At 49.8% G+C, this 26,257-nt stretch carries 25 protein-coding genes, 5 tRNA genes, 1 other RNA gene, 1 pseudogene and 1 other annotated feature; of the genes and pseudogenes, 2 read left to right on the forward strand and 30 right to left on the reverse strand.

The genetic code is table 11. The features are described from left to right. Positions 1 to 7: 7 nt before the first annotated feature. The 12 genes from CTH_RS10885 to CTH_RS10945 form a co-directional block, all read right to left on the reverse strand. Positions 8 to 673: a hypothetical protein gene (locus CTH_RS10885; RefSeq protein WP_078664696.1), complete on the reverse strand. Its 666-nt coding sequence runs from the start codon at positions 671 to 673 to the stop codon at positions 8 to 10. A 215-nt stretch (positions 674 to 888) separates the two neighbouring features. Next, positions 889 to 1,746, reverse strand: a complete 858-nt coding sequence (locus CTH_RS10890) for an ABC transporter substrate-binding protein (RefSeq protein WP_079906317.1) — start codon at positions 1,744 to 1,746, stop codon at positions 889 to 891. Positions 1,747 to 1,766: 20 nt separating this feature from the next. Continuing rightward, the gene (locus CTH_RS10895; protein WP_078664698.1) at positions 1,767 to 2,525 is read right to left on the reverse strand and encodes an ABC transporter permease; all 759 of its coding nucleotides are present in this window, start codon (positions 2,523 to 2,525) and stop codon (positions 1,767 to 1,769) included. After that, positions 2,458 to 3,279 carry an ABC transporter ATP-binding protein gene (locus CTH_RS10900; protein WP_078664699.1) on the reverse strand — a complete coding sequence of 274 codons (822 nt, stop codon included), beginning with the start codon at positions 3,277 to 3,279 and terminating at the stop codon, positions 2,458 to 2,460. The genes CTH_RS10895 and CTH_RS10900 overlap by 68 nt, the downstream gene beginning before the upstream one ends. A gap of 130 nt (positions 3,280 to 3,409) precedes the next feature. Beyond that, entirely contained in the window at positions 3,410 to 3,670 is a 261-nt protein-coding gene (locus CTH_RS10905) for a pro-sigmaK processing inhibitor BofA family protein (protein WP_078664700.1), read from the reverse strand. A 56-nt stretch (positions 3,671 to 3,726) separates the two neighbouring features. Further along, positions 3,727 to 4,326, reverse strand: a complete 600-nt coding sequence (recR, locus tag CTH_RS10910) for a recombination mediator RecR (RefSeq protein WP_078664701.1) — start codon at positions 4,324 to 4,326, stop codon at positions 3,727 to 3,729. A gap of 24 nt (positions 4,327 to 4,350) precedes the next feature. Continuing rightward, positions 4,351 to 4,668, reverse strand: coding sequence for a YbaB/EbfC family nucleoid-associated protein (locus tag CTH_RS10915; RefSeq protein WP_078664702.1), 318 nt, complete (start codon positions 4,666 to 4,668; stop codon positions 4,351 to 4,353). Between the two features lie 11 nt (positions 4,669 to 4,679). Further along, positions 4,680 to 6,320: a DNA polymerase III subunit gamma/tau gene (dnaX, locus tag CTH_RS10920; protein WP_078664703.1), complete on the reverse strand. Its 1,641-nt coding sequence runs from the start codon at positions 6,318 to 6,320 to the stop codon at positions 4,680 to 4,682. 66 nt (positions 6,321 to 6,386) lie between these two features. Continuing rightward, positions 6,387 to 6,651, reverse strand: an RNA gene (gene ffs, locus CTH_RS10925) — signal recognition particle sRNA large type. A gap of 553 nt (positions 6,652 to 7,204) precedes the next feature. Continuing rightward, on the reverse strand, positions 7,205 to 8,632 hold the full coding sequence (locus CTH_RS10935) for a zinc ribbon domain-containing protein (protein ID WP_078664705.1): 1,428 nt from the start codon (positions 8,630 to 8,632) through the stop codon (positions 7,205 to 7,207). Continuing rightward, positions 8,586 to 9,245 carry an IS607 family transposase gene (locus tag CTH_RS10940; protein ID WP_078664706.1) on the reverse strand — a complete coding sequence of 220 codons (660 nt, stop codon included), beginning with the start codon at positions 9,243 to 9,245 and terminating at the stop codon, positions 8,586 to 8,588. The genes CTH_RS10935 and CTH_RS10940 overlap by 47 nt, the downstream gene beginning before the upstream one ends. A gap of 62 nt (positions 9,246 to 9,307) precedes the next feature. Further along, a complete protein-coding gene (locus tag CTH_RS10945) occupies positions 9,308 to 9,535 on the reverse strand; it encodes a hypothetical protein (protein WP_078664707.1) in 228 nt (75 codons plus the stop codon). Between the two features lie 138 nt (positions 9,536 to 9,673). On the opposite strand from CTH_RS10945, the gene CTH_RS10950 reads away from it, so the two are divergent. Both CTH_RS10950 and CTH_RS10955 read left to right on the forward strand, forming a co-directional pair. Beyond that, positions 9,674 to 12,898 carry a DEAD/DEAH box helicase gene (locus tag CTH_RS10950; RefSeq protein WP_107753871.1) on the forward strand — a complete coding sequence of 1,075 codons (3,225 nt, stop codon included), beginning with the start codon at positions 9,674 to 9,676 and terminating at the stop codon, positions 12,896 to 12,898. Between the two features lie 57 nt (positions 12,899 to 12,955). Continuing rightward, positions 12,956 to 13,750, forward strand: a complete 795-nt coding sequence (locus CTH_RS10955; RefSeq protein ID WP_159073872.1) for an enoyl-CoA hydratase/isomerase family protein — start codon at positions 12,956 to 12,958, stop codon at positions 13,748 to 13,750. A gap of 40 nt (positions 13,751 to 13,790) precedes the next feature. Here CTH_RS10955 and CTH_RS10960 read toward each other — a convergent pair whose 3' ends face one another. The 18 genes and pseudogenes from CTH_RS10960 to CTH_RS11050 form a co-directional block, all read right to left on the reverse strand. After that, positions 13,791 to 14,351, reverse strand: coding sequence for a PIN domain-containing protein (locus tag CTH_RS10960; protein ID WP_107753875.1), 561 nt, complete (start codon positions 14,349 to 14,351; stop codon positions 13,791 to 13,793). Next, on the reverse strand, positions 14,341 to 15,075 hold the full coding sequence (locus CTH_RS10965) for an ImmA/IrrE family metallo-endopeptidase (protein WP_079906310.1): 735 nt from the start codon (positions 15,073 to 15,075) through the stop codon (positions 14,341 to 14,343). The genes CTH_RS10960 and CTH_RS10965 overlap by 11 nt, the downstream gene beginning before the upstream one ends. A 2-nt stretch (positions 15,076 to 15,077) precedes the next feature. After that, positions 15,078 to 15,425 carry a helix-turn-helix domain-containing protein gene (locus tag CTH_RS10970; protein WP_079906309.1) on the reverse strand — a complete coding sequence of 116 codons (348 nt, stop codon included), beginning with the start codon at positions 15,423 to 15,425 and terminating at the stop codon, positions 15,078 to 15,080. Positions 15,426 to 15,688: 263 nt separating this feature from the next. Beyond that, positions 15,689 to 16,243: a hypothetical protein gene (locus CTH_RS10975; protein ID WP_107753877.1), complete on the reverse strand. Its 555-nt coding sequence runs from the start codon at positions 16,241 to 16,243 to the stop codon at positions 15,689 to 15,691. A 241-nt stretch (positions 16,244 to 16,484) separates the two neighbouring features. Then, positions 16,485 to 17,729 (reverse strand): IS4 family transposase, encoded by a 1,245-nt coding sequence (locus tag CTH_RS10980; RefSeq protein ID WP_107753879.1) that lies wholly within the window; start codon positions 17,727 to 17,729, stop codon positions 16,485 to 16,487. A 164-nt stretch (positions 17,730 to 17,893) separates the two neighbouring features. Continuing rightward, positions 17,894 to 18,073, reverse strand: a complete 180-nt coding sequence (locus CTH_RS10985; protein WP_107753881.1) for a DUF488 family protein — start codon at positions 18,071 to 18,073, stop codon at positions 17,894 to 17,896. Further along, positions 18,070 to 18,588 (reverse strand): annotated as a pseudogene (locus tag CTH_RS14390) (DUF488 domain-containing protein). The gene CTH_RS10985 and the pseudogene CTH_RS14390 overlap by 4 nt, the downstream one beginning before the upstream one ends. A gap of 111 nt (positions 18,589 to 18,699) precedes the next feature. Further along, positions 18,700 to 18,794 (reverse strand) — tRNA-Ser (locus tag CTH_RS11000). Between the two features lie 75 nt (positions 18,795 to 18,869). Then, positions 18,870 to 19,349 (reverse strand): tRNA adenosine(34) deaminase TadA, encoded by a 480-nt coding sequence (gene tadA, locus CTH_RS11005; protein WP_477021186.1) that lies wholly within the window; start codon positions 19,347 to 19,349, stop codon positions 18,870 to 18,872. A gap of 21 nt (positions 19,350 to 19,370) precedes the next feature. Beyond that, positions 19,371 to 19,445, reverse strand: a tRNA-Arg gene (locus tag CTH_RS11010). 6 nt (positions 19,446 to 19,451) lie between these two features. Next, positions 19,452 to 19,528 (reverse strand) — tRNA-Arg (locus CTH_RS11015). 5 nt (positions 19,529 to 19,533) lie between these two features. Next, a tRNA-Ser gene (locus tag CTH_RS11020) sits at positions 19,534 to 19,628 on the reverse strand. Between the two features lie 10 nt (positions 19,629 to 19,638). Beyond that, a tRNA-Ser gene (locus tag CTH_RS11025) sits at positions 19,639 to 19,729 on the reverse strand. A 39-nt stretch (positions 19,730 to 19,768) separates the two neighbouring features. Further along, positions 19,769 to 20,974, reverse strand: a complete 1,206-nt coding sequence (locus CTH_RS11030) for an MFS transporter (RefSeq protein ID WP_107753889.1) — start codon at positions 20,972 to 20,974, stop codon at positions 19,769 to 19,771. Positions 20,975 to 21,040: 66 nt separating this feature from the next. Next, positions 21,041 to 22,312: a serine--tRNA ligase gene (gene serS / locus CTH_RS11035; protein WP_107753891.1), complete on the reverse strand. Its 1,272-nt coding sequence runs from the start codon at positions 22,310 to 22,312 to the stop codon at positions 21,041 to 21,043. A 147-nt stretch (positions 22,313 to 22,459) separates the two neighbouring features. Further along, positions 22,460 to 23,104, reverse strand: a complete 645-nt coding sequence (locus tag CTH_RS11040; RefSeq protein ID WP_078664722.1) for a histidine phosphatase family protein — start codon at positions 23,102 to 23,104, stop codon at positions 22,460 to 22,462. A 29-nt stretch (positions 23,105 to 23,133) separates the two neighbouring features. Next, positions 23,134 to 24,711, reverse strand: coding sequence for a phosphoglycerate dehydrogenase (serA, locus tag CTH_RS11045; RefSeq protein WP_078664723.1), 1,578 nt, complete (start codon positions 24,709 to 24,711; stop codon positions 23,134 to 23,136). A gap of 46 nt (positions 24,712 to 24,757) precedes the next feature. Further along, complete coding sequence (locus tag CTH_RS11050; protein WP_078664724.1) at positions 24,758 to 25,903, reverse strand: pyridoxal-phosphate-dependent aminotransferase family protein; 1,146 nt, start codon at positions 25,901 to 25,903, stop codon at positions 24,758 to 24,760. A 71-nt stretch (positions 25,904 to 25,974) separates the two neighbouring features. After that, positions 25,975 to 26,201: a binding site (T-box leader), on the reverse strand. Between the last annotated feature and the right edge of the window lie 56 nt (positions 26,202 to 26,257).

Genomic DNA, 26,257 nt, shown 5'->3' on the forward strand with positions numbered 1-26,257 from the left:
TATACCCTTACCACATGGCTTTCGGCATCAGTCTTCGCAAAAAACGCACGGGGTTTCCCAGAGGGTCTCTGCCTTCCGGAAAAGCAGAGCGAAATTTCTCGTCTACTGAAGTAGCAACAATGGGCATACCCAGAATTTCAGCTGCCTCAGCCACCAGCCGTAAACCTTCTACGATCACTTCCAGGGTGGTTTCATCCCCCAGATGGGTATTATTGATCAAGCCATGAACAGTTCCCATTTCCCGGACATGCTGAACGATATCGGCTACCGCAGCAGTCATGGGTCGACTGGCATTGATCACAGCCAGTACTTGCAGCTCCTCGCTTTCCCGGGCCCCTTCCACCAGATTCAGGGTTTTGGCCCCCTCCACCCCATAACCGATGTCCAGGATAATATCTCCCGGCCGCCAGAGAGCCCAGCGCATTTCCGGTTTTATCACCGAGCCAGCCTCGCCCAGACCCATAGTTTCGGCAGTATCCCAGGCGATTACATCCACTTGCTGCTCTTTTAGCTCCTGTTTAATGGGGCGTAAAGTATAAAAGGGCTCTACCAGATCAAGGTCCACCAGTGTCACCTGCCGTCCCAGAGCCGCCAGCTCCAGAGCCCGGTTAACGGCGTTTTCCGATTTGCCACTGGCATATTCACCAATATAGGCTTCGACAATGCGCGCCAACGCCCCACCTCCCCGTTGTGGGTATCAAATTTAGTTTGCGCAAAAAGCCGCAAACTATTAGGTTCCTGCCGGGACACTTCACGTCCCCCCATAAACATGATGGTCCCAGAGTTATTTGAACCATTAGTTTAAGTATAACTTTAATAATGGTCCAGGTCAAGAAAGTATATGGTATACATGGGGCAAAAAAGAGAAGAGGACTAATGGTTAGACCATCAGTCCTCGAAGTTTAGCTTTTTAAGTGCTTTTTGCAAAATATCAGGAGGCAATTCCGAGCCAGTTATTTCCTTGATTTTTCGCCCCACCAGCTGAACAGTTTCTTGCGGCGGCATATTTTTGATTGCCTTCACAGCTTCTTGATGTCCTTTAACAAAATTATCTATCAAAGCTTGTTTGGCTTGATATTTTTCGGGAGTAGTTACCATAACAGCACTTACACCTTCATCCTGGTATATCACCTTTGCCAGCCCTTTTGCTTCCAGCATACTGGGCCAGGGTTCAGCCAGGAGAGCTGCATCCAGCTGTTTTTGTACAAACAACCCGCTGATGGTTGCAGGTTTTTGAGCGCGAATTTCCACGTCCCCGCCTTCATAGGTCGACTTCAGTCCTGCATCATTCAATAATTTACGCAGAATTTGATCCTGGGTATTTCCAATACCCGGGACAGCGACTTTTTTACCGGCCAGGTCTTTAATGTCCTTGATATCTACTCCCTGTCGCACCACCAGAGCCGATCCTCCCCGGGTTACTTCAGCCAGGACCTTTATCTTTAATCCTTGTTTGCTCCGTTGTTCCACCGGTCCCGGGCCTACATAGCCCAGGTCCACTTCCCCTACTGCCAGAGCATCCAGCAATTCCTGACCATGGTTAAAATATCTTTCTTCAATCTTAATATCCCGGCCTATATATTTTTGAAATAATCCTTTTTCAATCCCTACCATGGCAGGTGCGTGAGTTATATTAGGGAAATAGCCGATCTTCAAAGTTTTCTGTTCCTCCGTTGCTTGATTGCCACAACCGACCAGTCCAAATAAAAAGGTAACTATTCCCAGAAGAAAAACCCATTTTTTCATTAACCCTCACCTCCTGAAAACTATGCTCGGTTTAACCCCCAGCGCATCATTACTCGTTGTTCCAGACGACGGAACAGGAGACTATCCGTTAACATTCCCAAAAGGGCAATTATCACCATAATTGCCAGTACCAGAGCCATGTTCCCCAGGTCTCTGGCCCACATCAATACCTGGCCCAATCCTGTCCCGGTGCCGATTAGCTCCCCGGCCAGCAGAGCCCGCCAGCAGAAGGCCCAGGCTAGCCGCATAGCTGTAATTAAATGGGGAACAGAGGCTGGCAATTTCACCCGCCAGAAAAGAGGTAATCCCTTTAACCCCATGGTTTTCCCTACTCTAACCAGTAGTGGAGGAACGTTTTTAATACCAGCTACCGTACCCATAGTCATTGTCCAGACCCCGCCCAGAGTAACTACAAATAGAATGGCTCCTTCCCCCATTTTAAACCAGAGCAAAGCCAGGGGTAGCCAGACAATACTTGGAACACTCTGCAAAGCGACAATTAACCCCCCCAGGGTATCCTCCCACCATTTATGACTGCAAATTAATAAACCAAGAGCCAGCCCTATAATCACTGCCAGAAAATATCCAACTATCAATCGCAGCAAGCTAACGCCAACTGCTTTAACTAATGTGCCATCAGCAAAGCCAGTCCAAAGAGCTTTTACCACCTGTCCTGGCGAAGGAAAAAGAAAATCTGGCCACACTTTCAGATTATATATAACTGCCCAGATCCCGATCAGGATGCCAAGGAAAACCACTCTTCTTAAGATGGTAGTCATCCCCCAGTTCCTCCTTCAACACTTTTTCCATTTCTTCCCGCAGTTCACGCAGGATCTGGTTTTCCAGCTGCAACAACAGTCCATCCCCTTCCAGCCGCGGATGAGGAGCCTGGACTTTGAACTCGGCTTTAATCCGTCCCGGCCGGGTGGCAAAAACCAGAATACGATCGGCCAGACGCACCGCTTCCCGGATATTATGGGTAACAAAGATGATTGTCTTGCCCGTTTGCTGCCAGATATCCTGCAGCTCCACATGCATGGCCATGCGGGTTTGTTCATCCAGAGCAGCAAAAGGTTCATCCATCAAGAGAATCCGCGGATTGAGAGCCAGAGCCCGGGCGATGGCCACCCGCTGTTTCATTCCGCCTGATAATTCATGGGGCCAGGAGTGGGCATAGCGGCTCAGATGGACCAGTTTCAACAGCTCCAGGGCCCGTTCTCGCGCCACCGCCTCGGTCAGCCCCTGCCGCCGCAGGGGAAAGGCCACATTTTCCAGGACATTTAACCAGGGAAACAGGCCGGGCTCCTGAAAGACCATGCCCCTTTCCGGTCCAGGAGCAGTCAATACCTGCCCGTCCAGACGCACTTCCCCCGAGGTCGGCTGTTCCAGTCCAGCGATAATATTCAGCAAAGTGGATTTACCACAACCCGAGGGCCCCAGAAAAGCTATGAATTCCCCCTGTTCCACTTGCAAATCCACCGGAGCCAGCACCTGGTGCTGAAAATATTTAGTGACCTGGCAGATTTCCAGCATCTCCCTCACCCCTTATATCCGAGTATTTCGATATGTTTTCTTATATTTTTGGTTAGTATCATTTTACTGATAATCCCCTTCTGCGTCAAGAGAAAAAAGAAAAAACCCGACAGGAATTTTCCCATCGGGCTTACATGGCAATTTTTAAAGCTGTCAGTAACACAAATCCCGGTATGCCCAGAAATCCCACCAGGGCCGTACTGGCCCAGTTAAAGGGATAGCTGAAACCCAGCCAGCCGGTAAGCCAGTTGACCAGCAGCAGAGTTGCCGCCCCCAGGGCCAGCCGCGTTACCAGCCACCAGAGAATTTTCAGGGGCCGGGTCAGATAGAGCCCCACCGCATATAAAAGCAACAGCAGGACCGCCGCTGCGACCAGGTAACTGAGGACCATGCTTGTCACCCCCCGTTACCTTCAGCATATGCGGCAGGCTGTCCCGATATTACTGCCTAAATTTCCCGCCGCCCCGCCAGGGCACTGGCCAGGGTCATTTCATCGGCATATTCCAGTACACTCCCCGCCGGCAAACCATGGGCCAAACGGGTTACTTTGACCCCCAGGGGTTTAAGCAATTTGGCCAGATACATGGCGGTAGTCTCCCCCTCGATGGTGGGGTTGGTGGCCAGAATTACCTCTGTGATGGGCTCTGTCTGCAGGCGCTGCAACAGCTCCTTGATTTTCAGCTGTTCCGGGCCAATGTCCTCCATGGGCTTGATGGCTCCATGCAGAACGTGATAATAACCCCGGTAATCCCGCAAACGCTCAAAAGCTGCCACATCCCGGGGCTCCTCCACTACGCAGAGCAAATCCCCCTGCCGGCTGTCATCCCGACAGATTTCACAGAGATCGGCCGTAGTGAGGTTGCAGCAGCGCTGACAGAAGCGGATTTGCTCGCGGGCCTCCAGGATAGCCTCCGCCAGCTCCCGGCTCACTTCGGCAGGGGCATTTAACAGATAAAAAGCCAGGCGCTGGGCAGTTTTGGGCCCGATGCCCGGCAAGCGGGAAAAGCGATTAATCAAACGGGCGATAGGCTCAGAATAACTATACATGCCAATCATCCTCTGTCTATCAGATTAGAAAAGACCGGGAATTTTCAACCCTCCCGTGATTTTGGCCATTTCCGCTGCCACCATTTCCTGGGATTTGCGCAGGGCTTCATTGACAGCTGCCAGAATCATATCCTGCAGCATTTCTACATCTTCCGGATCCACTGCTTCCGGCTTGATTTCCAGGCTCAGCAGCTCCTGCTTACCATTGGCCACTACTCGCACGGCACCGCCGCCGGCAGTGGCTTCCACTGTTTTCAGAGCGATTTCCTCCTGCAGTTTGGCCATTTCCTTTTGCATTTTCTGCACTTGTTTCATCATTTGATTCATATTGCCACCAAACATTTTCCTGCCTCCTAATCCTTTATTTCCACCGGTACCGCCGCCCCAAAGGTTTCCTGGACAGTTTTGACCAGCTCCTCAGGAGCCAGATCCGGTTTATTCTCCTCTTCAACAGCTGCGTTGGACGAACCGGCAATCTCACTGGTCAGCAAAGCCTGCACCCTGAGGGGCCGGCCCAGCACTTTCTGCACCGCGGCTTCCAGTATCTCCAGATTCGTACCCTGCAGCAGCCGATCGCGATGAAAGCTTTTTCCGTCAGGGAACACCAGACTCAAGGTCTGGCCATCACAGTGCAGTGGCTCCCCTTCCACCACGAAGGCACGCACCTGCATACGCTTGCGCAACAGTTCCAGCACCCGGGGCCATTCCTCCTGAACCTGTTTCATTAATACAGGGTCACTGGCTGCCAGTTCCACTTTTTTGCCCCGTGTAACCGGCCTGGCGACCGGTGTTGTCCGAGGGGCCGGTCCAGCCGTTACCGGTCCTGCTGCCTTCAGTCGTTCCAGTTCAGCCTGCAGCTGAGCTACCTGCTGTTGCAGATTGTTCTCTACCTCAGACCCTTCCTGACTTAGCCCCTTGATCAAAGCCAGCTCCAGCAACAGGCGGGGCTGCTGACTCCAGCGCATGCCCTGTTCGGTTTCTGTTAAAATATTAATCATTTGCTGTACCCGGGCCGGTGACAGAGCTTCGGCCTGGGCCTTCAAGCGTTCCCAGTACTGGGGGGAAGTGCGTAGAACCTGATCCACATCCCTGGCTACCCGGATAACCAGCAAATCCCGCAAATATTCCAGTAAATCGCGCACAAACTGGCGCAAATCCTTGCCCTGTTCCACCAGTTCCCCTACCAGCTGCAAAGCTCCTGCCAGATCGCGGCGGATCAGCTGGTCCAGCAGCCGGGCGATTTTTTCCCCGCTGACCGCCCCCAGGATGGCGCGAATATGGTCGCCTTCCACCTGTTCTCCCGCCATGGCCCGCGCCTGGTCCAGCAAGCTGAGGGCGTCCCGCATACCCCCTTCCGCTGCCCGGGCGATGAGGAGCAGGGCTTCTTCTGTTACCTTAATTCCTTCTCCTGCCGCCACCTCCTGCAAGCGCGCCATAATATCCTCTAATGGTATGCGTTTAAAATCAAAGCGCTGGCAACGGGAAAGGATGGTGAGAGGGATTTTATGGGGTTCCGTAGTCGCCAGAATGAAAACCACCTGGCCCGGGGGTTCTTCTAAGGTCTTGAGCAGGGCATTGAAGGCTTCATTGGTCAGCATGTGTACTTCATCGATTATGTAGACTTTATAATAACCCTCGGTAGGGGCAAATTTGACCTTTTCCCTCAGTTCCCGAATTTCATCGATACCGCGATTGGAAGCAGCATCGATTTCCAGGACATCCATGCTGTTGCCCTGGTTGATACGCTGACAGTTTTCGCATTCATTACAGGGTTCCGGCACCGGTCTACCATGGCCCGTGCGGCAGTTCAATGCTTTGGCCAGCAATTTGGCTGTGGTAGTTTTGCCGGTTCCCCGCGGCCCACAAAACAGATAGGCATGGGCGATCCTGCCGGTGCGCAGGGCATTTTGCAAAGTCCGGCTGACATGCTCCTGCCCTACTGTTTCCGCAAAGGTTTTGGGCCGCCATTCCCGATATAAGGCCAGATAAGCCATACCTATCCCCCCATGGCTTTAAAAAAAAGGCGGTTAAAAAACCACCTGCTGGAGCAAATTTAATGGCCGTGCACCCGGCATTGAATCCTGCCTCCCAGGCGTTATCCCCGCAGTTAGCTCAGGCCAGGCACTCCCGCGGCACACCCAAGACATCCCTTAGTGCTGCTTCCGTCAGGACCTGACACGGTTCGAGAGCTTGTGTTGCGCAGGACCCAACCGTCCACACCACTTACGGAGACCGGACCCCATGAAACAGACCCGCTGCCGGGCATCGACCCCACTATAGCGGATTGTGGGTTACAGGGCACCGCTACCTCCCCATCTAGCACGACCAAACTTTATTGACTGCTTTGACTTGTTTATTATACCCTGAAAGCAAGGATAAATGCAAGAGGAAAGGAGTGGCATAAATATTTTAGTGCCACCACATGGGCAGCATAGATGCCTGTTTCAATTTTACTATCAACTTCTATCAAATAATCATAAAGTTGACAGCAAAAGCAGTTTACGCTCTCCGAGAGGCCGGGTACCCCCACCTGCCCGGCTGACGGGGCAGGCGGACCACGGGCTTCTGGAGTCCCGCCCGAAACAGTCACGCTGCAAAAACGCTTCCAAACGGCGGGGTGGTGTTGACACCCGGCGCACAGTTGCCTGAGTACCGGGCTCCCACCTGAAGGGCAGGAACGGTTTGGCCGGCCGAAATGCCGTTCGCCGTACATCTCAGCCCCAGCTACCCGGCGGCGCTCAGTTTCCCGGAGGGGAAACCTCATCGTCAAAGCCCGCTTCGCGTGCGCCGCTGTCAGCCAACGCCCGTTCCGTCGGAGCTTTCTCCCACCCGGGCCAATCCCTGCCCTTTCCCGGGAACATCCCGGGAGACTAAAAGGTTAATTAGCCTTTTGATTATAACGCTGGAGCAATATTTCTTTCACTGTTTTATACGGGGTGTAACGGGTTATCTCTTCGTCGTGCAGCCTTTTTTTCAGGTTCATAGCTGCTACCTGGTCAGCATCGGCAGTAAAACCGCATTGGCGGCATTTAAAAATGTCTCCATTGCGATTCTTGGCGTCAACCCAACCGCACTGCGGGCACTCCTGGCTGGAATAGGCCGCGTTTTGCGGTCCGGGGTCGGTGACGGAGTAGACGTAGTTCTTGTATTCCCGGCGCTCCTTGATGATGTTTCGCTGCCAGCCGCTCACCTTGCGGGAGAGGCCTTTGCTTTTGGCTTTGCCGCGCAGGTGGGCGAGGTCTTCATAAGCGATGATCTGCGGCCGGCGTTTTTTGTAGAGTTCGTTAAACGCCCGGTTGATTTCGTTTTCGCACCTAGCCCGATATCTTTTGTTTCTCCTGGTTTGCTTGATAAGGCCCAGGTTGTGTTTTAAGATACGCCGGGCTTTGGGTGGGTCCTGCTCCAATAATTTCCGGCGCAAGGCCCAGAGTTTTCCGCGTTTCCGGCTATTGTCCAAAATATGGTCGGACATTTCTTGCAGAGCCTCACCATATTCGGGCCGGTATTTTCTGCCAGTATCATCGGTAAATACTTCCGTCACGCCCAGGTCGATGCCCGCCTCTCCCTCACCAGGCGAGTAAGTATGCGGTTCCCTGCTCAGATGGATTTCCACCGCTTGTTCGTCCGGAAAGAGGACTACCCGCAGGTTGCCTCGCATGGCGTGTATCCCAGTCAAGGGTATGACCGCCCTTTCGCCGGGGGTTAATGTCGCTACGGCAATATACTGCCGCTTTCCCCTGTTAAATACACGGTACATTTGCTGGTCTACCACGAAACTGCGGGCTTTTTTGACGCGGGGCCTTGTGCCTAAGATGCGGCGAAAGGCGCGCTTCAGATAATTTCTCACCTTGGCACGGCCCTCTGAGTCCAAACTTATTTTTTGATTAACCACGTCTTCATGAGTGAAAATCGCCTGGAGCCTCTTCCAATCCCGGCCGCGCTTTTCATCTCTATATAAAAGCCAGAAGGCGTAGTGCTTTTCTTCGTCAGACAGGCCTTCATGACGGTAAAGCCGCTCTTTGACCCCGACGATGGCGGCCTCCCACTGCCTCTCCAGGGTGAACAGGGCGTCGTCCAAAACCAGCTTCCACTGGCGGGCCTGTAGCCCGAAAGGGCTGGTGAAACCGGCTGCAACCAGCTCGTCCCGCAGCTTCCGCTTTTTACCCAGATAGTGCAGGTATTTCACATGCCCGTACTCCACCAGGAAGGAGTTCTTCTGCCTGGCATATGCTTCTGCCGTCTCAGTTATCCTGGCCCACTTATCTTTGTTCAGCGGCAGACTTTTCTGCTTGACCGTCTGCTGCACTGGCTAACACCTCCCTCACCGTTTTGGTCAACTTGCGAGCTTTATAGGTCCTCTGGCCGTACAGCCGTGCCGCGAAATGCTGGACGATGCTGATCAGGTCTTCGGCCAACTCTTGGGCTGGGGACATGTCTTCGGATTTGTTGGCCACGAGGATTTCGCAGCCGAATTTGGCGAACAATTCCTCGAAGAAGTCGAATCCAAACCGAACCAGCCGGTCTTTATGGGCGATGATGACCGTTTTGACTTCTCCCCGGGTGACCATCCCGCACAACTTCAAAAAATTCTTGCGCTTATAATTGAGGGCAGAGCCGACATCGGAAAGTATTTCGTCCACAGCCAGCCCTTTGCCGGCGGCGAATTCCTTCAGATAATTCAACTGGTTTTCCAGATCAGGCTTTTGCCCGGAGGACGATACCCGGGCGTATAAAACAATTTTCTTTGGTTCCTGGCGGTTCTTTATTCCCAGCGCCCGGTATAACATTTCTTCCGTGTATCTTCTTTTATTGGTAGGCGTGCTCAGGGCGACCAATTTGCCTTCTTTGTCCCATGCACGCAAGGTCGATACGCTGACCCCAAGTTTTTCAGCGAATTCGCTCACTGTGTAAAGTTTCATAAAACATCACCATATTGGTGTATCAGGTGATGTTGGTTGTCAATACCTATTTTGGATAATTGCTAAAAGAAAAGAAGCTGTTTCTTACCTCCTGGCCCCAGCTCCACTAAGGCCCGGTCAAAAGGATCAAATACTGCCTGCCGGTACAGAGGCGGCAATTTGCCGCGACAGGCAGCCAGCCGCTGTCGCAGCTCCTGGTAGTCCGCGGGATCAGGTGGGCCAGGTTCATATTTGAGAGCCGCCTCCCTGACCTCCTCAATACAGGCAGACAGATTGCGCAATTCCCCCATCTTTACTCCCCCATTTTTTGTCTTGATTTCATTTTTCTGTTTTCGCCAGAAGGTGGAAAATTCCTGCTGCCTGTTGACAGGCGGAATAAAAAAGTCTAAGGTTTAAATATAAAATATTTAAGGAAGGATAAAATACCCATGAATGTGCCAGAAATCAGTGAAAAACAAATCAAACAAGCCGCCTCCAGCCCCAAAGTCTACGAACGGGGCCTGGAATATTTTGCGGACGGTCTGGTTAAGCACATTGAATATGACCATGACAGGGACGAATTTCGGGCCATAGTCAGCAATCGCAATCTTTACAATATTCGTCTCCGCTTTTACCCTTCAGGTACCTGGCATTATTACTGCACCTGTCCCGCCCATGACCAGTTGCCAGGAATCTGCAAACATGTAGTTGCGGTACTGAAGGCATTACAAACCGGTTATGCCTTTGACCCTCAGGCTATGCAAAACCGGAGAGCCCGTCAGCTGGGGGCTAAACTGCTCAGTCATTTAGCCGTTACCCCTACTTCTCCCATTAAGCAGGAACTAAATCTGGAAGTTGAATTGACCCTGCAACCAATGGATCATGTTATTTTTGCTTACCTGGGCCTGAAAATCGGTCTGTCCCGCCTCTATGTCATAAGGGACCTGAATCAGTTTGTCAGTTCTCTTCAAACAGGACAACCGCTGGAATTTGGCCAGAAATTTACATTTGAACCGACCAAACAATCCTTTGCCGCCTGTGACCAGCCGGTAATTGACTTTTTGCAGGAAATGTACGAACAATATGCCGCTGTTGACCGATATGAGACCACTTCCCATTTCAAACAACGTCCCTTGCCCCTGAGCGATTACCATCTGGCCCAGCTGCTACACAGTTTGAAGGAAAAATCTTTTGTTTTATGTTTACCTGGCAATCACAGCAAACTAACCCGGATTAAACAGGGTTTATCCCTTGGCTTTAATTTAGCTGCCGCAAATGACGAACTGGTATTATCCCTGGTGGAAAACGACCTTCCCCCCCGCCCCCTGACCCGGGATGGCAGCTTTTTCTTCTATCAGGAGGAAATCTGGCAGGTCGAAGACGATCAGCAAAGAAGATACTTTTTACCTCTAGCTCAGGTGTTAAATCAGGAAAAGCGATTGATTTTTGCTTCAGAACACAAAGACCGGTTCGCTACCGAGCTCCTGCCCGCTCTGGAAAAAATAAGCAAGCTGGAGATCGCACCAGAACTGGCCAGCCGTTTTATCCGCCAGCCCCTGGCAGCCCGCATCTATTTCGACCGCTACGGGGAACAGGGAATCAGCGCCCGGGTAGAGTTTGAATATGGTACTATTACTATCAATCCCTTCAGCAACCAGATTCCGGCCAGAGATATTTTGCTGGTGCGGAACCAGGAAAAGGAAAATGCCATTCTCTCCCTGCTGGAACTGGCCGATTTCACCGTCAACCAGGGTCAAATTTACCTGGATGAGGAAGAAAAGGTACTGGAGTTTATTACTGCTTATCTGCCCCGGCTGCAGGAACTGGCTGAAATCTTCTATTCCGAGGAATTTAAAAAACTGCGGGTACGCCCGACCCTGGATTTTTCCGGGCGGGTGCGTTTGAATGAGGAAGATAATCTGCTGGAAGTCAGTTTTACTTTCCCCGACCTGCCCGAAGAGGAATTGCGGGAGATCCTGGCTTCCCTGCAGGAAAAGAAAAAATACCACCGGCTCAAGGATGGCTCTTTCCTGCTCCTGCAGCAACAGGAACTCCAGCAACTGGCCCGGCTGCTGGAAAACCTGAATCTCGATGCCAGCGCCCTGCAGGAAGCCACCATCCAGCTGCCCAAATACCGGGCCATGTATCTGGACAGTTTTCTGCGCCAGCACAATCTGCCCAATCTTCGCCGCGACCGGGCTTTTAAACAGCTGGTGCAGTCCATCCTGGAGCCCCAGGACAATGATTATGAAGTGCCTGCTTCTTTGCAAAAGGTGATGCGAGACTACCAGAAAACCGGTTTCCGCTGGCTGAAAACCCTGGCCGCCCACGGCCTGGGCGGCATCCTGGCCGATGACATGGGGCTGGGGAAAACCCTGCAGGTCCTGGCTTTCTTGCTTTCAGAACAGGACACTTCTCCAGGACCATCCCTGGTCATCGCTCCTACCTCCCTGGTCTATAACTGGGAAGCCGAAGCTCGCAAGTTCGCCCCTGAACTGAAAGTTCTGGTGGTCTCGGGGTCCCCCAAAGACCGGCAGGCCCTGCTGGAAAACCTGAGCCAGTGGGATCTTGTCATCACTTCCTATGGCTTGATCCGGCGGGATATTGAACTTTATGCCCGGCAGCAATTTGTTTACTGTTTTCTGGACGAGGCCCAGCACATCAAAAATGCTCAGACCGTTAATGCCAAATCGGTCCTGCAAATCAATGCCAGAAGCTATTTTGCCTTAACCGGTACACCCATAGAAAACTCCCTGGCCGAGCTCTGGTCCATTTTCAATTTCATTCTCCCGGGCTATTTCCCCCATTATCAGGAATTTCGCCGCAAATATGAATTGCCCATTGCCCGGGGCAATCCCGAAGTTCTGGCCGAACTCAGCCGTCTGGTCAAACCCTTCATCCTGCGCCGGGTGAAAAAGGATGTGTTGAAGGAGCTGCCGGCAAAAATCGAGACGGAAATCAAGGCTCCTCTCACCGCCGAGCAACAAAAAGTCTATCTGGCCTATTTGAAAAAGGCCCGGGGTGAAATCGCGCAGGAGCTGGCTGCCGCCGGTTTTGAGAAAAGCCGAATGAAAATCCTGGCCGCCCTCACCCGGCTCAGGCAGATTTGCTGCCATCCCGCCCTCTTCCTGAACAACTATCGGGGGGACAGCGGCAAATTCCAGCTCTTCCAGGAAGTCCTGACTGATGCTCTGGCCAGCGGCCATCGGGTGCTGGTTTTTTCCCAGTTTACCTCGATGCTGGACATATTGCACCAGTACCTGTTAGGAGAAGGTATCGAGCATTTTTATCTTCATGGTTCTGTCAAGCCAGAAGAACGCCTGAGCATGGCCCACTCCTTTAACCAGGGCCAGGGCAAAGTCTTCCTGATTTCCCTGAAAGCCGGGGGTACCGGTCTCAATCTTACCGGTGCCGATATGGTTATTCACTATGACCCCTGGTGGAATCCCGCTGTCGAGGAACAGGCCACGGACCGGGCCTACCGTATCGGTCAAAACAAGGCCGTTCAGGTGATTAAGCTGATCAGCCAGGGCACTATTGAAGAAAAGGTTTTTGCTCTACAACAACGCAAAAAGGAACTGATCGCTTCCGTCATCCAGCCCGGTGAAACTTTCCTCTCCAAATTGACAGAAGCAGAGCTAAGGGAATTGTTTGATCTGACCACCACTGGTTGACAATTTACAGCCAGACGGTCTAAGGTAGAAATGAAAAAAATGGGAGGTAAGAGAGAAATGAACTGGGAGAAAGTGAAACTGGAACAAAAAGGGGCAGTAGCTTTCATCACCCTCAACCGGCCCCAGGAATTCAACGCTCTGGATGGCCAGCTGGGCGAGGAGCTGATCCAGGCCATCGAGCACTGCCGGGAAAATGACGCCATCCGGGCGGTGGTGATCACCGGTGCCGGCAAAGCCTTCAGCGTGGGCGGAGACTTAAAAAAGGCCAGCAGTGCCATCGGCACTCCCCAGCAGAGTATTTTCTTCCGGGATGTGACCAAGAGCCTGAACCGCTTCATTATGGACCTGCGCCTGCTGCCCAAGCCGGTCATCGCTGCCATCAATGGCGCCGTAGGCGGTGCCGGCTTCACCCTGGCTCTGGCCTGTGACCTGCGCCTGGCTGCCGCATCTGCCCGCTTCAAGCAGGCCTATACCAGCGCCGGCCTCACTCCTGATGGAGCCTTCACCTACCTGGCCGGAGCCGTGCTGGGCCTGGGCCGGGTCAGTGAACTGCTGTTACTGGACCCGGTGGTCAGCGCGGAACAGGCCCTGGCTCTGGGGCTGGTGCACCGGGTGGTAGCCGATGATGAGCTGCTGGCTACTGCGATGAAACTGGGGGAACAGCTGGCCGCCGGACCCACCCTGGCCTTTGCCCGCAGCAAGGCCCTGCTCAATGAGGGGCTGTTGCCGGAACTGGCCCGCATCCTGGAACTGGAACGGCAGACTATCATGCAGTCCTGTATGAGCGAGGATTATGTGGAGGGGGTAAGGGCGTTTTTTGAGAAGAGGAAACCGGAATTCCGGGGAAGGTAGGGGAAAAGGGAGTTTCAGCGTACAGGTCTGAGACTCCCTTTTAGTATTTTTGCAAACCTAATTTCGCACCCGGTCCATACTTATAAAAATCAATTACTTCCTTAATAGTTTTACAGGGAAGCTGCCTCTTTTTATTAATCATCTCTGTCCATACATTTTGAGCCTCAGTTTCTGAAATCACCTTTTTACAAATGGCATCATACATTATTGCTCTGGTGCTCAACAAAGCAAGATTGTATTTCTGACAGTAGCGGAGAACATCTCTCAGGTTATTACTACAAATCGTCCCGCCATTAACTTTTGCATAGGCCATAACAGCGGCCTCATCACTACCGTATTTGCCAGTTTCTCTTAAAGCGACAAAAGTTTGTCCATCATCACCCAATGGCTGTAAACTAACAACCTCGATGTATTTTTTATCTACTGAGCGGGTTAACTCTGCCTTAAGATGTTGAACCCTTCTATTACTAATTTCATATACTACCTCTGCTGGCACAACCATTTTGCCTGAGTAAAGTTTCTCAAGTATATCCATTCTTTTTACCCAGGCAAAACAGGAAATAACATCCGTATCAAGAACAAGAGGAGGTCTAGTCAACATAGTCTAAGACCTCCTCTTCTGTATATAAATCAAGTCCTATTTCTGCTAATAATTCTTCATACCGTGAAAATGTAATTATCCCTTTATCGAAGGCCATTTTAATTTTTTCAGCGTATTCGGATATTATGGCTTCTTCGTTTGTAGGCAAATATAGATAATCGTCATATCCCAAAACCCTGGCATTATATCTAATGTTGGGTGATAATTCTTCTTTCTTATCTTCCGATATCAGTCCAAGCTGCACAAGTCTCGTTAACATTGCCTTATGACTAACACCATATAACTGTTCTAGAAATATTACATCATTAATATCAATGTCTTTAATATTACGAGCTCTTTGGTATATATGATGTAAAATACCATCCTCGGGCATTAAAAAATACGCAGCAAATAGGTCAGCCAGCAACTCTCTTTCATCTTTTTTGTCAAAGCGACTGGTAGAACAAGCAATTTCTACTAAGCCGTCATCAAAATAGCAATGATAAAGCTCATGCGCAGCCGTAAAGTGCTGGTGTCCAACGGTTTTTGACGTATTAATAATTATAACCTTCACCTTCCCTGTTTTCAGATATATACCCGATATCTTGCTCATTGGTTTTTTAATACATGAAATATTTGACAATTTTAACACTTTAAATGTATCAACAGGTTCGATCGTATTTAAATTATTCATTTTTCTTGCTTCAATCGCACAATCTCGTGCCTTTAACTCTAATTGATTCATTATTATTCCTCCAGTAATTGTTTAATAGAACTTAAATTTCTGGCAAACCTTTTGGCCCAGGCCAGAACTTTTAAATCTTCATTGGATAATTCCTCGGTCCGAAAAGCTACCGATAAGGATGATATATCTTCTTCCTTTTCCGATTTTAAAAAATATGATAGCGAATAACCGTAAAGATCAGCTAGTTTGCTAAGGGTAATAGTGTCTATTGGTCGTGTACCATTCTCATAATAAGAGATGTTTTCTCGACGAATGCCCAAATAATTGGCAACCTGCGACTGAGTAAGACCTGAAAGCTCCCTTGCAGTTTTTAGACGTTGCCCGATTAATTCATAAGTCAAGTCAGACATAAATATCCCCCTTTGTTACTTTTATCTGTCATTATATTATATTTGTAACCGTTTTGTTACATTCGTATTCAACACGTGGTCTCGATTTTCCTGCTTTAATTAGCTCGATACAAAAATTTTTCTATGTAATTGAAACCAATGTAATTGCTATCGGCCCCTCTAACCTTTTTCAGAGAAGATAAGGAAAGGGAGTTTCAGCGGAAAGGCTGAGACTCCCTTTTTAAAGCCCTATATTTTTCCCTTTGCTGTCTTGTTAGCATTGGTCATTTTCCTTTAGCTTTTATCTTTGATTGTTTGGCTTTTTTAATCAAGTCACTCTTTACTCTCTTGAAGTAACTACTGGTATATTGCTTAAGCAATTGCAGGCGTTTCTTTTGGTTTCTTTCATCTTTTTTCAGTTCTTTAGCTTCAATACTACCCGGGGTCACTTTCATTTTGCTGTCATAAAAGCGTTCTTTAATAATTAATTCAAGCTGCTTAAAAAGCCATTCTGCCTTTTTTTCGTGGGCTCTTAGTTCTTTTAAAGTCTTTCCTTTAAAAACAAAATTACTGGCAACAAACCGCTTCATTTCATCTTTTGTTAAATCTTTAAAAATAAAGCCACTAAACAAATGATCAATAAATGAATTATAAATGCGCCAGTCAGTTTCTGAACTGGTATATTTAATATCATTAAGTGTAATACCGGCATTTAAGTTATATACCTGAGCTGATACTGAAACATCTGTTCCGCGATTGTTACCCTCTTCTCCGGCAAATACAGGAACTGATGTTGCAAACATGGTCACCATTAATACAGCTGCAATTTTTTTCTTCATAAAAATATCCTCCCTCACGCACGTAACGCCTCCCTCAATAACAAATTATAAATGAATTACTTCAGATCAGTAGCGTTGCATTAATTTTATGAATGGTAGTCAACTATGTTTTGGTCATTACGCATTATGGTATATATGACATTTATGTAATTATATGTAATTAAGGACTCCAGTTCTTTGGCCAAAAGGGCTAGTAGTAATAGAGGGTAGCCCTATTCCACATTTTGTCAGCCATTTTGCTTTACAATATAATTGGGTCATAACTCACTTCATTCAGAAAATTTGTTTCTCCGTCCATTACTTGCCTTACTGTTAACTCATATATTGCTTCGTAATTTAGTCTTCGTCGTCCTTTGGACGTTCGCTTTTTCTGTTTACTTAGTTTTTTCCTAAATACCTCGTAGGGCTCATAAATACAGGCGCAAACAAACCTTTTTACAGTCAGCAGTGGTCCTTCACACCCTGTCCTTATTTGGATCATCTTCAATAAACAGTATGTTGCCAATGCGATATATAACTGATTTTCTACTGCCTGCTGACTAAGACCATATAAATGTTTGACGTGCAGGTGTTGCTTGAGCCACTTGAAGAAAATTTCAATCTGCCAGCGGTAGCGATATAACTGCACGATTTCTTCGGCATTCTTTTCAAAGACATTCGTTACAATTGTAATTTGATTCCCTTCTGTATCCGTTGTTTCAATCAGACGTACAGGGTGCTTCATTCTTGATGAACCCCAGCCCAGGATAGCTATGTAATCCCTGCTAATTTCGCTTTCCGGCGAAAGTGGCAATTCTTTTTGCACATACACCACAGCATTTGACTTGAGACGAGTTACAAAACCTATTCCTTTTTCACAGTAGTGATCGAATTTTTTGTAATCAACATAGCCGCGGTCAAAAATATTAATTGCATCCTTCTCTTCAACTATCAGATTGTCCATTTCTGTCTTATCACTATGTTTTGCTGTGGTAATTGTTGCGCAATCCGGCAGGACCCCTTGCCCAAACAAATTAAGCCTGAGATGAAGTTTTATACCGCCTTTCTCTTTAAGGAATTCTGCCCAGCGATAACGGCTTAGACACAAGCTAATAACCGAGGCATCAATTAGATAAATACGTCCCAATGAATTACGGATTTTCTGGAAACCAACTTTCTCTCCAATTTGCCGCGTAAGATCTTGAAAGATTGATTTAAAAATGCTTACTGGCAATGCGTTCAGCCTACGTGATATCTGAGAATGGCTTATAGAGTCAAGAGCAATGCATATACTTTGAAGATCGTTATTTAAGCTATTGCTAATATCCCGTAGACCTTTTAATTGTTCTAACTGGGCATAGGCCAGAAGATAGAATAGCTTAAGTGCTGTCAGTTTTTTAACGTATTTGTCAACACCTGCGTTATTAATAAGCTGAAAAATTTTTTCGTGAAAAATTGGCTGAAACAATTGAAAAAATGTGGATTTTGTGATATCCTTACCTCGCATTATAGCTTCTCCTTTATATTAGAGATTTGGGCAAGGACTACCCTTAATCTCTATTATAAAGGAGATTTTTATATTTCTCAGCTAAAAAACGCATAATTCGGCCTATTTTGTGTTAAATTGAATTAATTCCCAGCTTGACAAATTCTAAAAAATTTTATGCAACGCTACTGGATATTGCATATTTTTTTTAAAAAAAACTTCAAATCATCACCTTTTGTGAAACCTGATAATTGTGAAGAATTATTTAACCTTACATCAATCAAAGACTCAATCTTATTTTTTTTAAGTAAATTAAAAAATACCTCCGCTCTTTTTTGGGTAAAACCGATAGTATAAATTTTCAATCTTCATGCCCCCCATTGCTTAATTTTCTATTATGAACCTGCCAGAACTTTTCTCTTTCTTCCTTCATTGTTAAACTATGTTTTATTTCGTATCCACGTTCATAAAACTCTTTAGCTACAAGAATTGACCTGTGACAATCAAAAGGATCTTTTTCTGAGCACATCAAAGCAATTCTAAAACCTTTTTCCACCCCTTTCATAACTCTTGATACCTTGCCGAAAAAATTCCTGCTTTGCGACCGCTTCAAAATCAAGATAACCTTCCCGGGTATAAATGTTTTTATCCTTATGTCTTGCACCAAGCTCTTTTCCCATATAAAGATAATAAATATTTAGATTGTGCGCAGGTCAGATGCCAGTTTATCCATATTGAATTGTGGTGCTGCTTTTGAATATGGAGTGCTCCTGATATCAACAATACAGTTAATGTTATAAATATTTATTAAGCTGATAAATTTTCCGATCGAATGGGTAGAATGTCCAATGGTGTATAGTAGTTTTTTCAATTCAACCACGCCCTCATAGCTTTACTCTATACAGATATTATATCATAAATATACCAGGAAAAACCAGAACAGAAAAGCCTGGCGAACCCATCCAGTTCACCAGGCCTTCTTATTATCATATGGCGGAGAGAGTGGGATTCGAACCCACGAGACGGGTTTTGGCCCGCCTACTCGATTTCGAGTCGAGCGCCTTCGACCAGCTCGGCCATCTCTCCGCATGGCTCACGCCCTATATTGTAGCACATTTTTATCAGCTTCACAACTACAAGTTTTGACAACAAAACCCGGGCCTAAACCCGGGCATCTTTCTGCTTATTCAGCCTTAACTTCCGAAAAAACTCTTTCATCAATTCCTGGCATTCCTCCGCCCGCACCCCGGCAGTCACTTCCACCTGATGATTCAAGCCCGGATGCCGGACCAGATCCATTAGACTATCTACCGCCCCAGCCTTGGGATCGGCGGCACCATAAACCAGCCGTTCAATGCGGGCCTGGACAATGGCCCCGGCACACATAGGACAGGGTTCAATCGTTACATACAGGGTAGACTCGGTCAGGCGCCAGCCGCCCAGCCGGCGGGCAGCTTCCCGTATAACCAGCATTTCAGCATGGCCAGTGGGATCCGGGGCCAGTTCCCGCCAGTTGTGGGCAGCAGCCACTACCTCACCCCGGCGCACCAGCACAGCGCCAATAGGTACTTCCCCCAGGGCCATGGCCTTTCTGGCCTCAGCCAGGGCCAACCCCATGTAATATGCATCATCGTGCTCCAGCTGCATCGCAATTCCCTCTGATGGTGTCCTCGTCAGGAGTCGAACCTGAATCTACCGCTTAGGAGGCGGTTGCACTATCCGTTGTGCTACGAGGACGGAAAATGGCGCGCCCGGCAGGATTCGAACCTGCGACCACCAGATTCGTAGTCTGTTACTCTATCCAGCTGAGCTACGGGCGCGTAAATGGCGGAGAGAGAGGGATTCGAACCCTCGATACGGGTTTTAGCCCGTATAGTCGCTTAGCAGGCGACCGCCTTCGACCTACTCGGCCATCTCTCCAGCTTCTGACTGGCGGAGGGGGTGGGATTCGAACCCACGGAGCCCGTCAAGGACTCAACGGTTTTCAAGACCGCCTCCTTAAACCGCTCGGACACCCCTCCGCGATACATAAAAGAGTATAGCATAAGCTATTTTTCCTGTCAATAAACTCTGTTTAATTGCCTGTTAACTACCATTGCAGCCAGCAGCATGAAAAAACAAACTGCACTGAGCCAGAGCCAGCCGCCCCATTGCCAGACATAACCCAGAAAGTAGCCACCAGCAGTTCCCCCCAGATAATAGCAGAGCAAATAGAGAGCCGAAGCCGCTGCCCGAGCCTGTCTGGCTTTACGGCTGACCCAGTTGCTGGTTGCAGCATGGGCAAAGAAAAAGCCGAAACAGAAGAAAATCAAGCCCGCTACAATCAAAAACAGCGGTTTTAGTATCATCATGACCAGGCCCAGTAACATCAAGACCAGACCGGTTAAAATGCGTTGCGGTATGGTCAGCCTGCCATCCAGCCGCCCCGATAAAGTGGAACTAAAGGTACCGGCCAGATAGGTTAAATACAAAAAGCCGGTAGCAGTAGCAGAAAAATAATAAGGAGCCTGTTGCAGGCGGAAACCCAGATAATTGAAGAGGCCAACAAAAACAAATAATATCATGCCACCTAGAAGAAAAGCATTACGCAAAACAGGATTAGACCAGTGTTCCTTGATTTCCGCCAGAGCTTTCTGCCCGTTGAAGGGCCGGCTGCGAAAATGCCGGGAGGGGGGTAGCCACCAGAGGAAAAGCAAATACCCCAGAAGGCATAAGCCTCCCAGGACTAAAAAGGCATAACGCCAGCCCCAGTAATCGGCAATCACGCCGCTGATAATCCGGCCACCCATACCGCCAATGGAATTGCTGCTGATAAACATACCGATAGCAGCAGCCACAGCCTTCTGTTCATATTCCTCCCCAATGTAGGCATAGCCAAGGGCCGGTAAAGCGGCCAGAAATACTCCCTGCAAAGCCCGTAACAGAACCAGCTGAGGAAAGTTCTGCACAAACACAGCCGCAAAAGCCAGCAGGGCTGTTAATAGCAAACCGGCAGCCATGATCTTTTTTCTGCCCCAGGCATCGGAGACCGCTCCAAAAACCAGCATAAACACGCTCAGGGTAAAAATCACCGCCGAAACAGTCAAGCCAGCCTCGGCCGGTTTGACCCCAAACTCCCGGGCAAAAAGGGGTAAAAGGGGCTGGGTGAAATGCAAATTGGCAAACACCGCCATACCCCCGATGCTCAAGGCAATATTGGCTTTCAGATATTCCCGGCTACCTGCCTGGATCCTGGTCTTGCTTGCAACTTCTATACTCTCCCCCATAGCTGTCTCCCTTCCCCGTAAATGAGCTAACAGACACGGGCACTATACCCGTGTCTGTCCCTTTTTCTATCTAATTACTTCCAATCCACCCATGTAGGGCCGCAGGACTTCCGGTATCACTACCGAACCATCTTCCTGCTGATAGTTTTCCAGAATGGCTGCCAGAGTGCGGCCGACAGCCAGCCCTGACCCGTTCAGGGTATGGACATATTCCGGTTTGGCTTTGGCATCCCGGCGGAAGCGAATACCAGCCCGCCGGGCCTGGAAGTCTTCGAAATTGGAACAGGAGGAAATCTCCCGGTAGGTATTGTAACTGGGCAGCCAGACCTCCAGGTCATAGGTTTTGGCCGATGAAAAGCCCAGGTCACCGGTACACAATACCACTACCTGGTAAGGCAGGCCCAGTAGTTGCAGCACCCGTTCCGCATTGTTGACCAGTTTTTCCAGTTCCTCATAGCTGTCTTCCGGTTTGGTGAATTTGACCAGCTCCACTTTGTTGAACTGGTGCTGGCGAATGAGGCCGCGGGTATCCCGGCCGTGGGCCCCGGCTTCGGCCCGGAAGCAGGCACTGTAGGCACAGTGATAGATGGGCAGCTGACTGCTATCTAAAATCTCTTCCCGGTACAGGTTGGTAACCGGAACCTCAGCGGTAGGAATCAGGTAGTAATCTGTCCCTGAAACAGCAAACATGTCTTCCGCAAATTTGGGCAGCTGCCCGGTCCCGGTCATGCTTTTGCTATTGGCCAGAAAGGGTGGGAAAACTTCCACATAGCCATGTTCCCGGGTATGTAAATCCAGCATGAAATTGATCAGCGCCCGTTCCAGACGGGCCCCTGCCCCCTTGAGGAAGGTAAAGCGGGTACCGGTCACCTTGCCGCCCCGTTCAAAATCCAGAATGCCCAGGGCTTCACCGATTTCCCAGTGAGGTTTGGGTTCAAAATCAAATTGCCGCGGTTCTCCCCAGCGCCGCACTATCGGGTTATCGTTACTGTCAGCGCCAACAGGAACGGAGCTATGGGGTACATTGGGGATAGTCAGAACGATTTCTTCCAGCCTGGCTTCGATTTGAGCCACCTGCTCATCCAGTTCCTTGATGCGATTGCCCACTTCCTTCATAGCCGCCATCAGCTCAGTAGCATCCTGACCCTGTTTTTTCAAACGGCCAATTTCTTCCGAAGTGGTATTGCGCTGATTTTTCAGCTGCTCAACTTCCACCAATAACTTCCGTCTCTGCTCATCTAGTTGCAGGAACTCCTGCAGGGAAACCGCTGCCCCCCGGTTTTTTAAAGCCTGTTCCACTATTTCCGGGTTCTGGCGGATGAATTTGATGTCCAGCACGAATTTCGCCTCCCATTTCCTTGATTAAGGAATATTTTACTATATCTATTCCTGTTTGGCAAAGGGCTTTTGCTGGCATTATGCATACATTATACCTGGTCGCAGGAAAAGTATCCCCACTTCCATTGCGGAAGTGGGGATAGGTAGTTATAATGCCTTCTGATCGACATCCCAGATCAGGGAGCCCAGATGACAGGTATCATTGAGTTTACTCAGCCGCCAGCGACCATCTGGCAGGTATTCCACCACATTGATACAGGTGTTGTCCTGGCGGAAGAGCCAGAAGTTGGCCAAATCCATGCCCAGGGCATAACAGAAGAAAGCGCGGATAGTGGCATCATGGCTCAGTACCAGCACCGTCTCCCCGGGATGGCGTTTGGCGATCATCTCCAGAGCTGCTACTGCCCGATCCTGGACCTGCTTAAGGCATTCCCCGCCCCCGGGCATGGTGATTTGATGGGGAGCGGATTGCCAGATCTCCAGTTCCACTCCGTATTGTTCCTTTACCTCATGGGCATACAGCCCCTGCCAGCAGCCATGGTGAATTTCCGTCAATCCCTCCACGATTTCCACCGGCAGCTGATGCTTTTCTGCAGCTTTTTTGGCAGTTTCATAGGCCCGGCTCAGCGGACTGGAATAGACAGCGGTGATGGGTAATTTAGCCAGGGCCTCAGCCAGCCTTTCCGCCTGCTGCCAGCCCAGCGGAGAAAGTTCAGTGTCCAGCTGGCCCTGATAACGCCCTTCCCGGTTCCAGTTGGTTTCACCATGGCGGGCAAGAATAATTCTGGTCATAAACTAAAGCTCCTCCCCGATTAGTTTTTCTATAAAGAAACGAACTTGACATCGATAATGCCATCTATTTTGGCTATTTCTCCTAGAATTGCCTCCGGTACCACATTATCCACCGCCAGCACCATCACAGCCCGGCCACCCACCTGTTTGCGGCCCACCTGCATTCCAGCAATGTTGATGTCATGCTCACCAATGAGGGTGCCCACCCGCCCGATGATCCGGGGCTTATCAATATGGGGGGCAACCAGCATGTAGCCTTCCGGCACCATGTCGATGCGATAACCGTCTATTAAGACGATGCGGGCATCATTATCCCGGAAGAGGGTACCGCCAACGGCTTTAGGACAGGGCCCGCCTGTCAGTTTGACGGTAATCAGGTTGGTATAGTCATGGGCCTCTTCTTCCCTGGTTTCCATGATGCGCAGGCCCCGCCCCTTGGCCAGCTGTACCGCATTGACATAACTGACCGGCACATCACTGTAGGATTCCATAATCCCCTTGATGATGGCGGTAGTCAGGGGAGCGGTATTGATGCAGGCTACATCCCCGGCATAGGTGATCTCGATATTCTCAAACTCGGAAGTGAGCTGGGAGATAAACTTGCCCAGCTTTTCCGCCAGGGCCAGATAAGGTTTAACAACCAGTGCATCTTCTTTGGGAATGGCCGGCATATTCACAGCATTCTGGGCCATGCCGCCCTGCAGGATGGTGACAATCTCCCGGGCCACATCCAGAGCCACATTGACCTGGGCTTCCTCGGTAGATGCCCCCAGATGCGGGGTAACTACCACATTGGGCAGTTCAAACAACGGGCTTTCCGTCGTGGGTTCCACTTCAAAGACATCCAGCGCTGCTCCGGCCACCTTACCTGTCTTCAGAGCCTCATACAGATCCTGTTCATTGATGATGCCACCGCGGGCAACATTGATAATCCGTACCCCCGGCTTCATTTTGGCCAGGGCTTCCCGGTTAATCAGGTTAACCGTTTCCTTGGTTTTGGGCAAATGCACGGTGATAAAGTCCGCTTCCCGATAGACATCCTCCAGGGACACCAGTTCCACCCCGATTTCCCGGGCCCGCTCATGGGTGATATAGGGGTCATAACCGATGACCTTCATGGCAAAGCCCTGGGCCCGTTTGGCCACCGCGGTACCAATCCGCCCCAGCCCAATAACCCCCAGGATTTTATCCCGCAGCTCCACGCCGGTAAATTCCTTGCGCAGCCATTTCCCCTTTTTCAAGGCCTCATTGGCCTGGGGTACATGGCGAGCCAGGGCCAGCATCAGGGCCAGAGTGTGTTCAGCCGCGGCAATGGTATTGCCATCGGGAGCATTGACCACAATAATACCATGCTGAGTAGCAGCCTGAACATCGATATTGTCCACCCCGACACCGGCGCGGCCGATTACCTTCAGGTTTACCCCCGCCGCAATAATGGGGGCAGTGATCTTGGTAGCACTGCGCACCACCACGGCATCATAGGCGGGAATCATCTCCACCAGTTGCTGTTCACTCAGCTTTTCCTCGATAACATCCACAGTAAACCCGGGTTCCCGCAAGATATCTATTCCTTTTTCACTGACACCATCTAAGACCAGTATCCGCATAAAAATCCCCTTTCCCCTTATCTAACTTCATTAACTGCGAAACCTCTTACCCTTCCAGAAATACCTTCTGGGCGGCAGCCACACCGGCACCCAGCTGTACCGGATAGCCCACTTCAACCAGGGCCATTTCCAGCGCCCCAATAGCCAGGATAATATCCAGCTTATCGGCATAACCCATGTGGCCGATACGGAAAATCTTGCCCTTCAGTTTGCCCTGGCCACCGGCAAAAGTCACCCCGTATTTGGTACGTAATACCTTGCGCAGGTCTTCGGTATTGAGCTGGTCATTGCCCTTAACAGCAGTTACAGTATGGGAAGCTACTTCATCAGCAGCCAGCAACTCCAGGCCCAGTGCTCTGATAGCGGCCCGGGTAGCTTTTGTCATAAGGGCATGCCGGGCAAAGACTTCCGGTAAGCCTTCCGCCAGGATCATGTCCAGAGCAGCTTCCAGCCCGTAAAAGAGGGTAACATTGGGAGTCCAGGCGGTATTCCACTCCGCCATATTTTTTCTGGCCTGCTTCAGGCAGAAGTAGAAACGGGGAGCTTTGGCCGTCTCCATAGCCTGCCAGGCCTTTTCACTGACACTGACCAGAGCCAGCCCCGGCGGCAACATCAAGGCCTTCTGGCTACCGGTAACCATGATATCCACCTGCCATTCATCAGTGCGGATATCCATCCCGCCCATGGAGCTGACGGCATCCACCAGCAGGACAGCATCGGTTTTGGCCACCAGGGCTCCCAGACCCCCGATATCATTGGTAACACCGGTGGAAGTCTCATTGTGGGTAGCCAGCACGGCCCGGTACTGATTGGTAGCCAGCTTTTCCTCTACCTGTTTCAAATCAATGGCTTCACCCCAGGGGAACTCCAGAGCATCTACCTCTGCTCCGTATAAACGGGCGATTTTGGCAAAACGCTCGCCGAAGTTACCGGTAACCAGGGCCAGTACCTTGTCCCCAGGGCTGATCACATTGGCCACTGCCGTTTCCAGTCCCCCCGTACCGGACTGGGTGAGAATAAACAGGTCCTTTTCAGTCTGAAAAACCTGTTTGGCCTTTTTAATCAGCCGTTCGTGCAGTTTGGCAAAGTCCCCACTGCGGTGACCGATCATGGGCCGAATCATGGCCTGCTGGACCGCCGGTGGAATAGGTGTCGGCCCAGGAATCATTAGATACTTTTTGTCCTGCAACATTAAAATCAACCCCTCTCCCGGATTTAGATGATTATTATAAATAGAAAAGCTCTCATCCATAAAGCCTCAGCTTTAGGGACGAGAGCTTGTTCCCGCGTTGCCACCCTAATTGGCCAAAAGGCAATAATATCCCCTTGACCCTCTCGATGCGATAACGGCGCCACCGTATCCACTTACCAGGCCACGGCCCTTCGGTGGATCCCCTCCAGGGCGGATTCAGCAGTTCCCAGGACCGGTTCGCACCAACCACCGGCTCTCTTGCCTGTTTCCTGCCTATGTTCCCTTTCAACGGGTTACCCTTATGAGATGATGGTTAGATGGAATTATAAGAAAGGACCAATCTCCTGATTGGTC

Origin of the sequence: Carboxydocella thermautotrophica (genome assembly GCA_003054495.1) — a bacterium.
In the GTDB taxonomy this organism is placed as follows: Bacteria; Bacillota.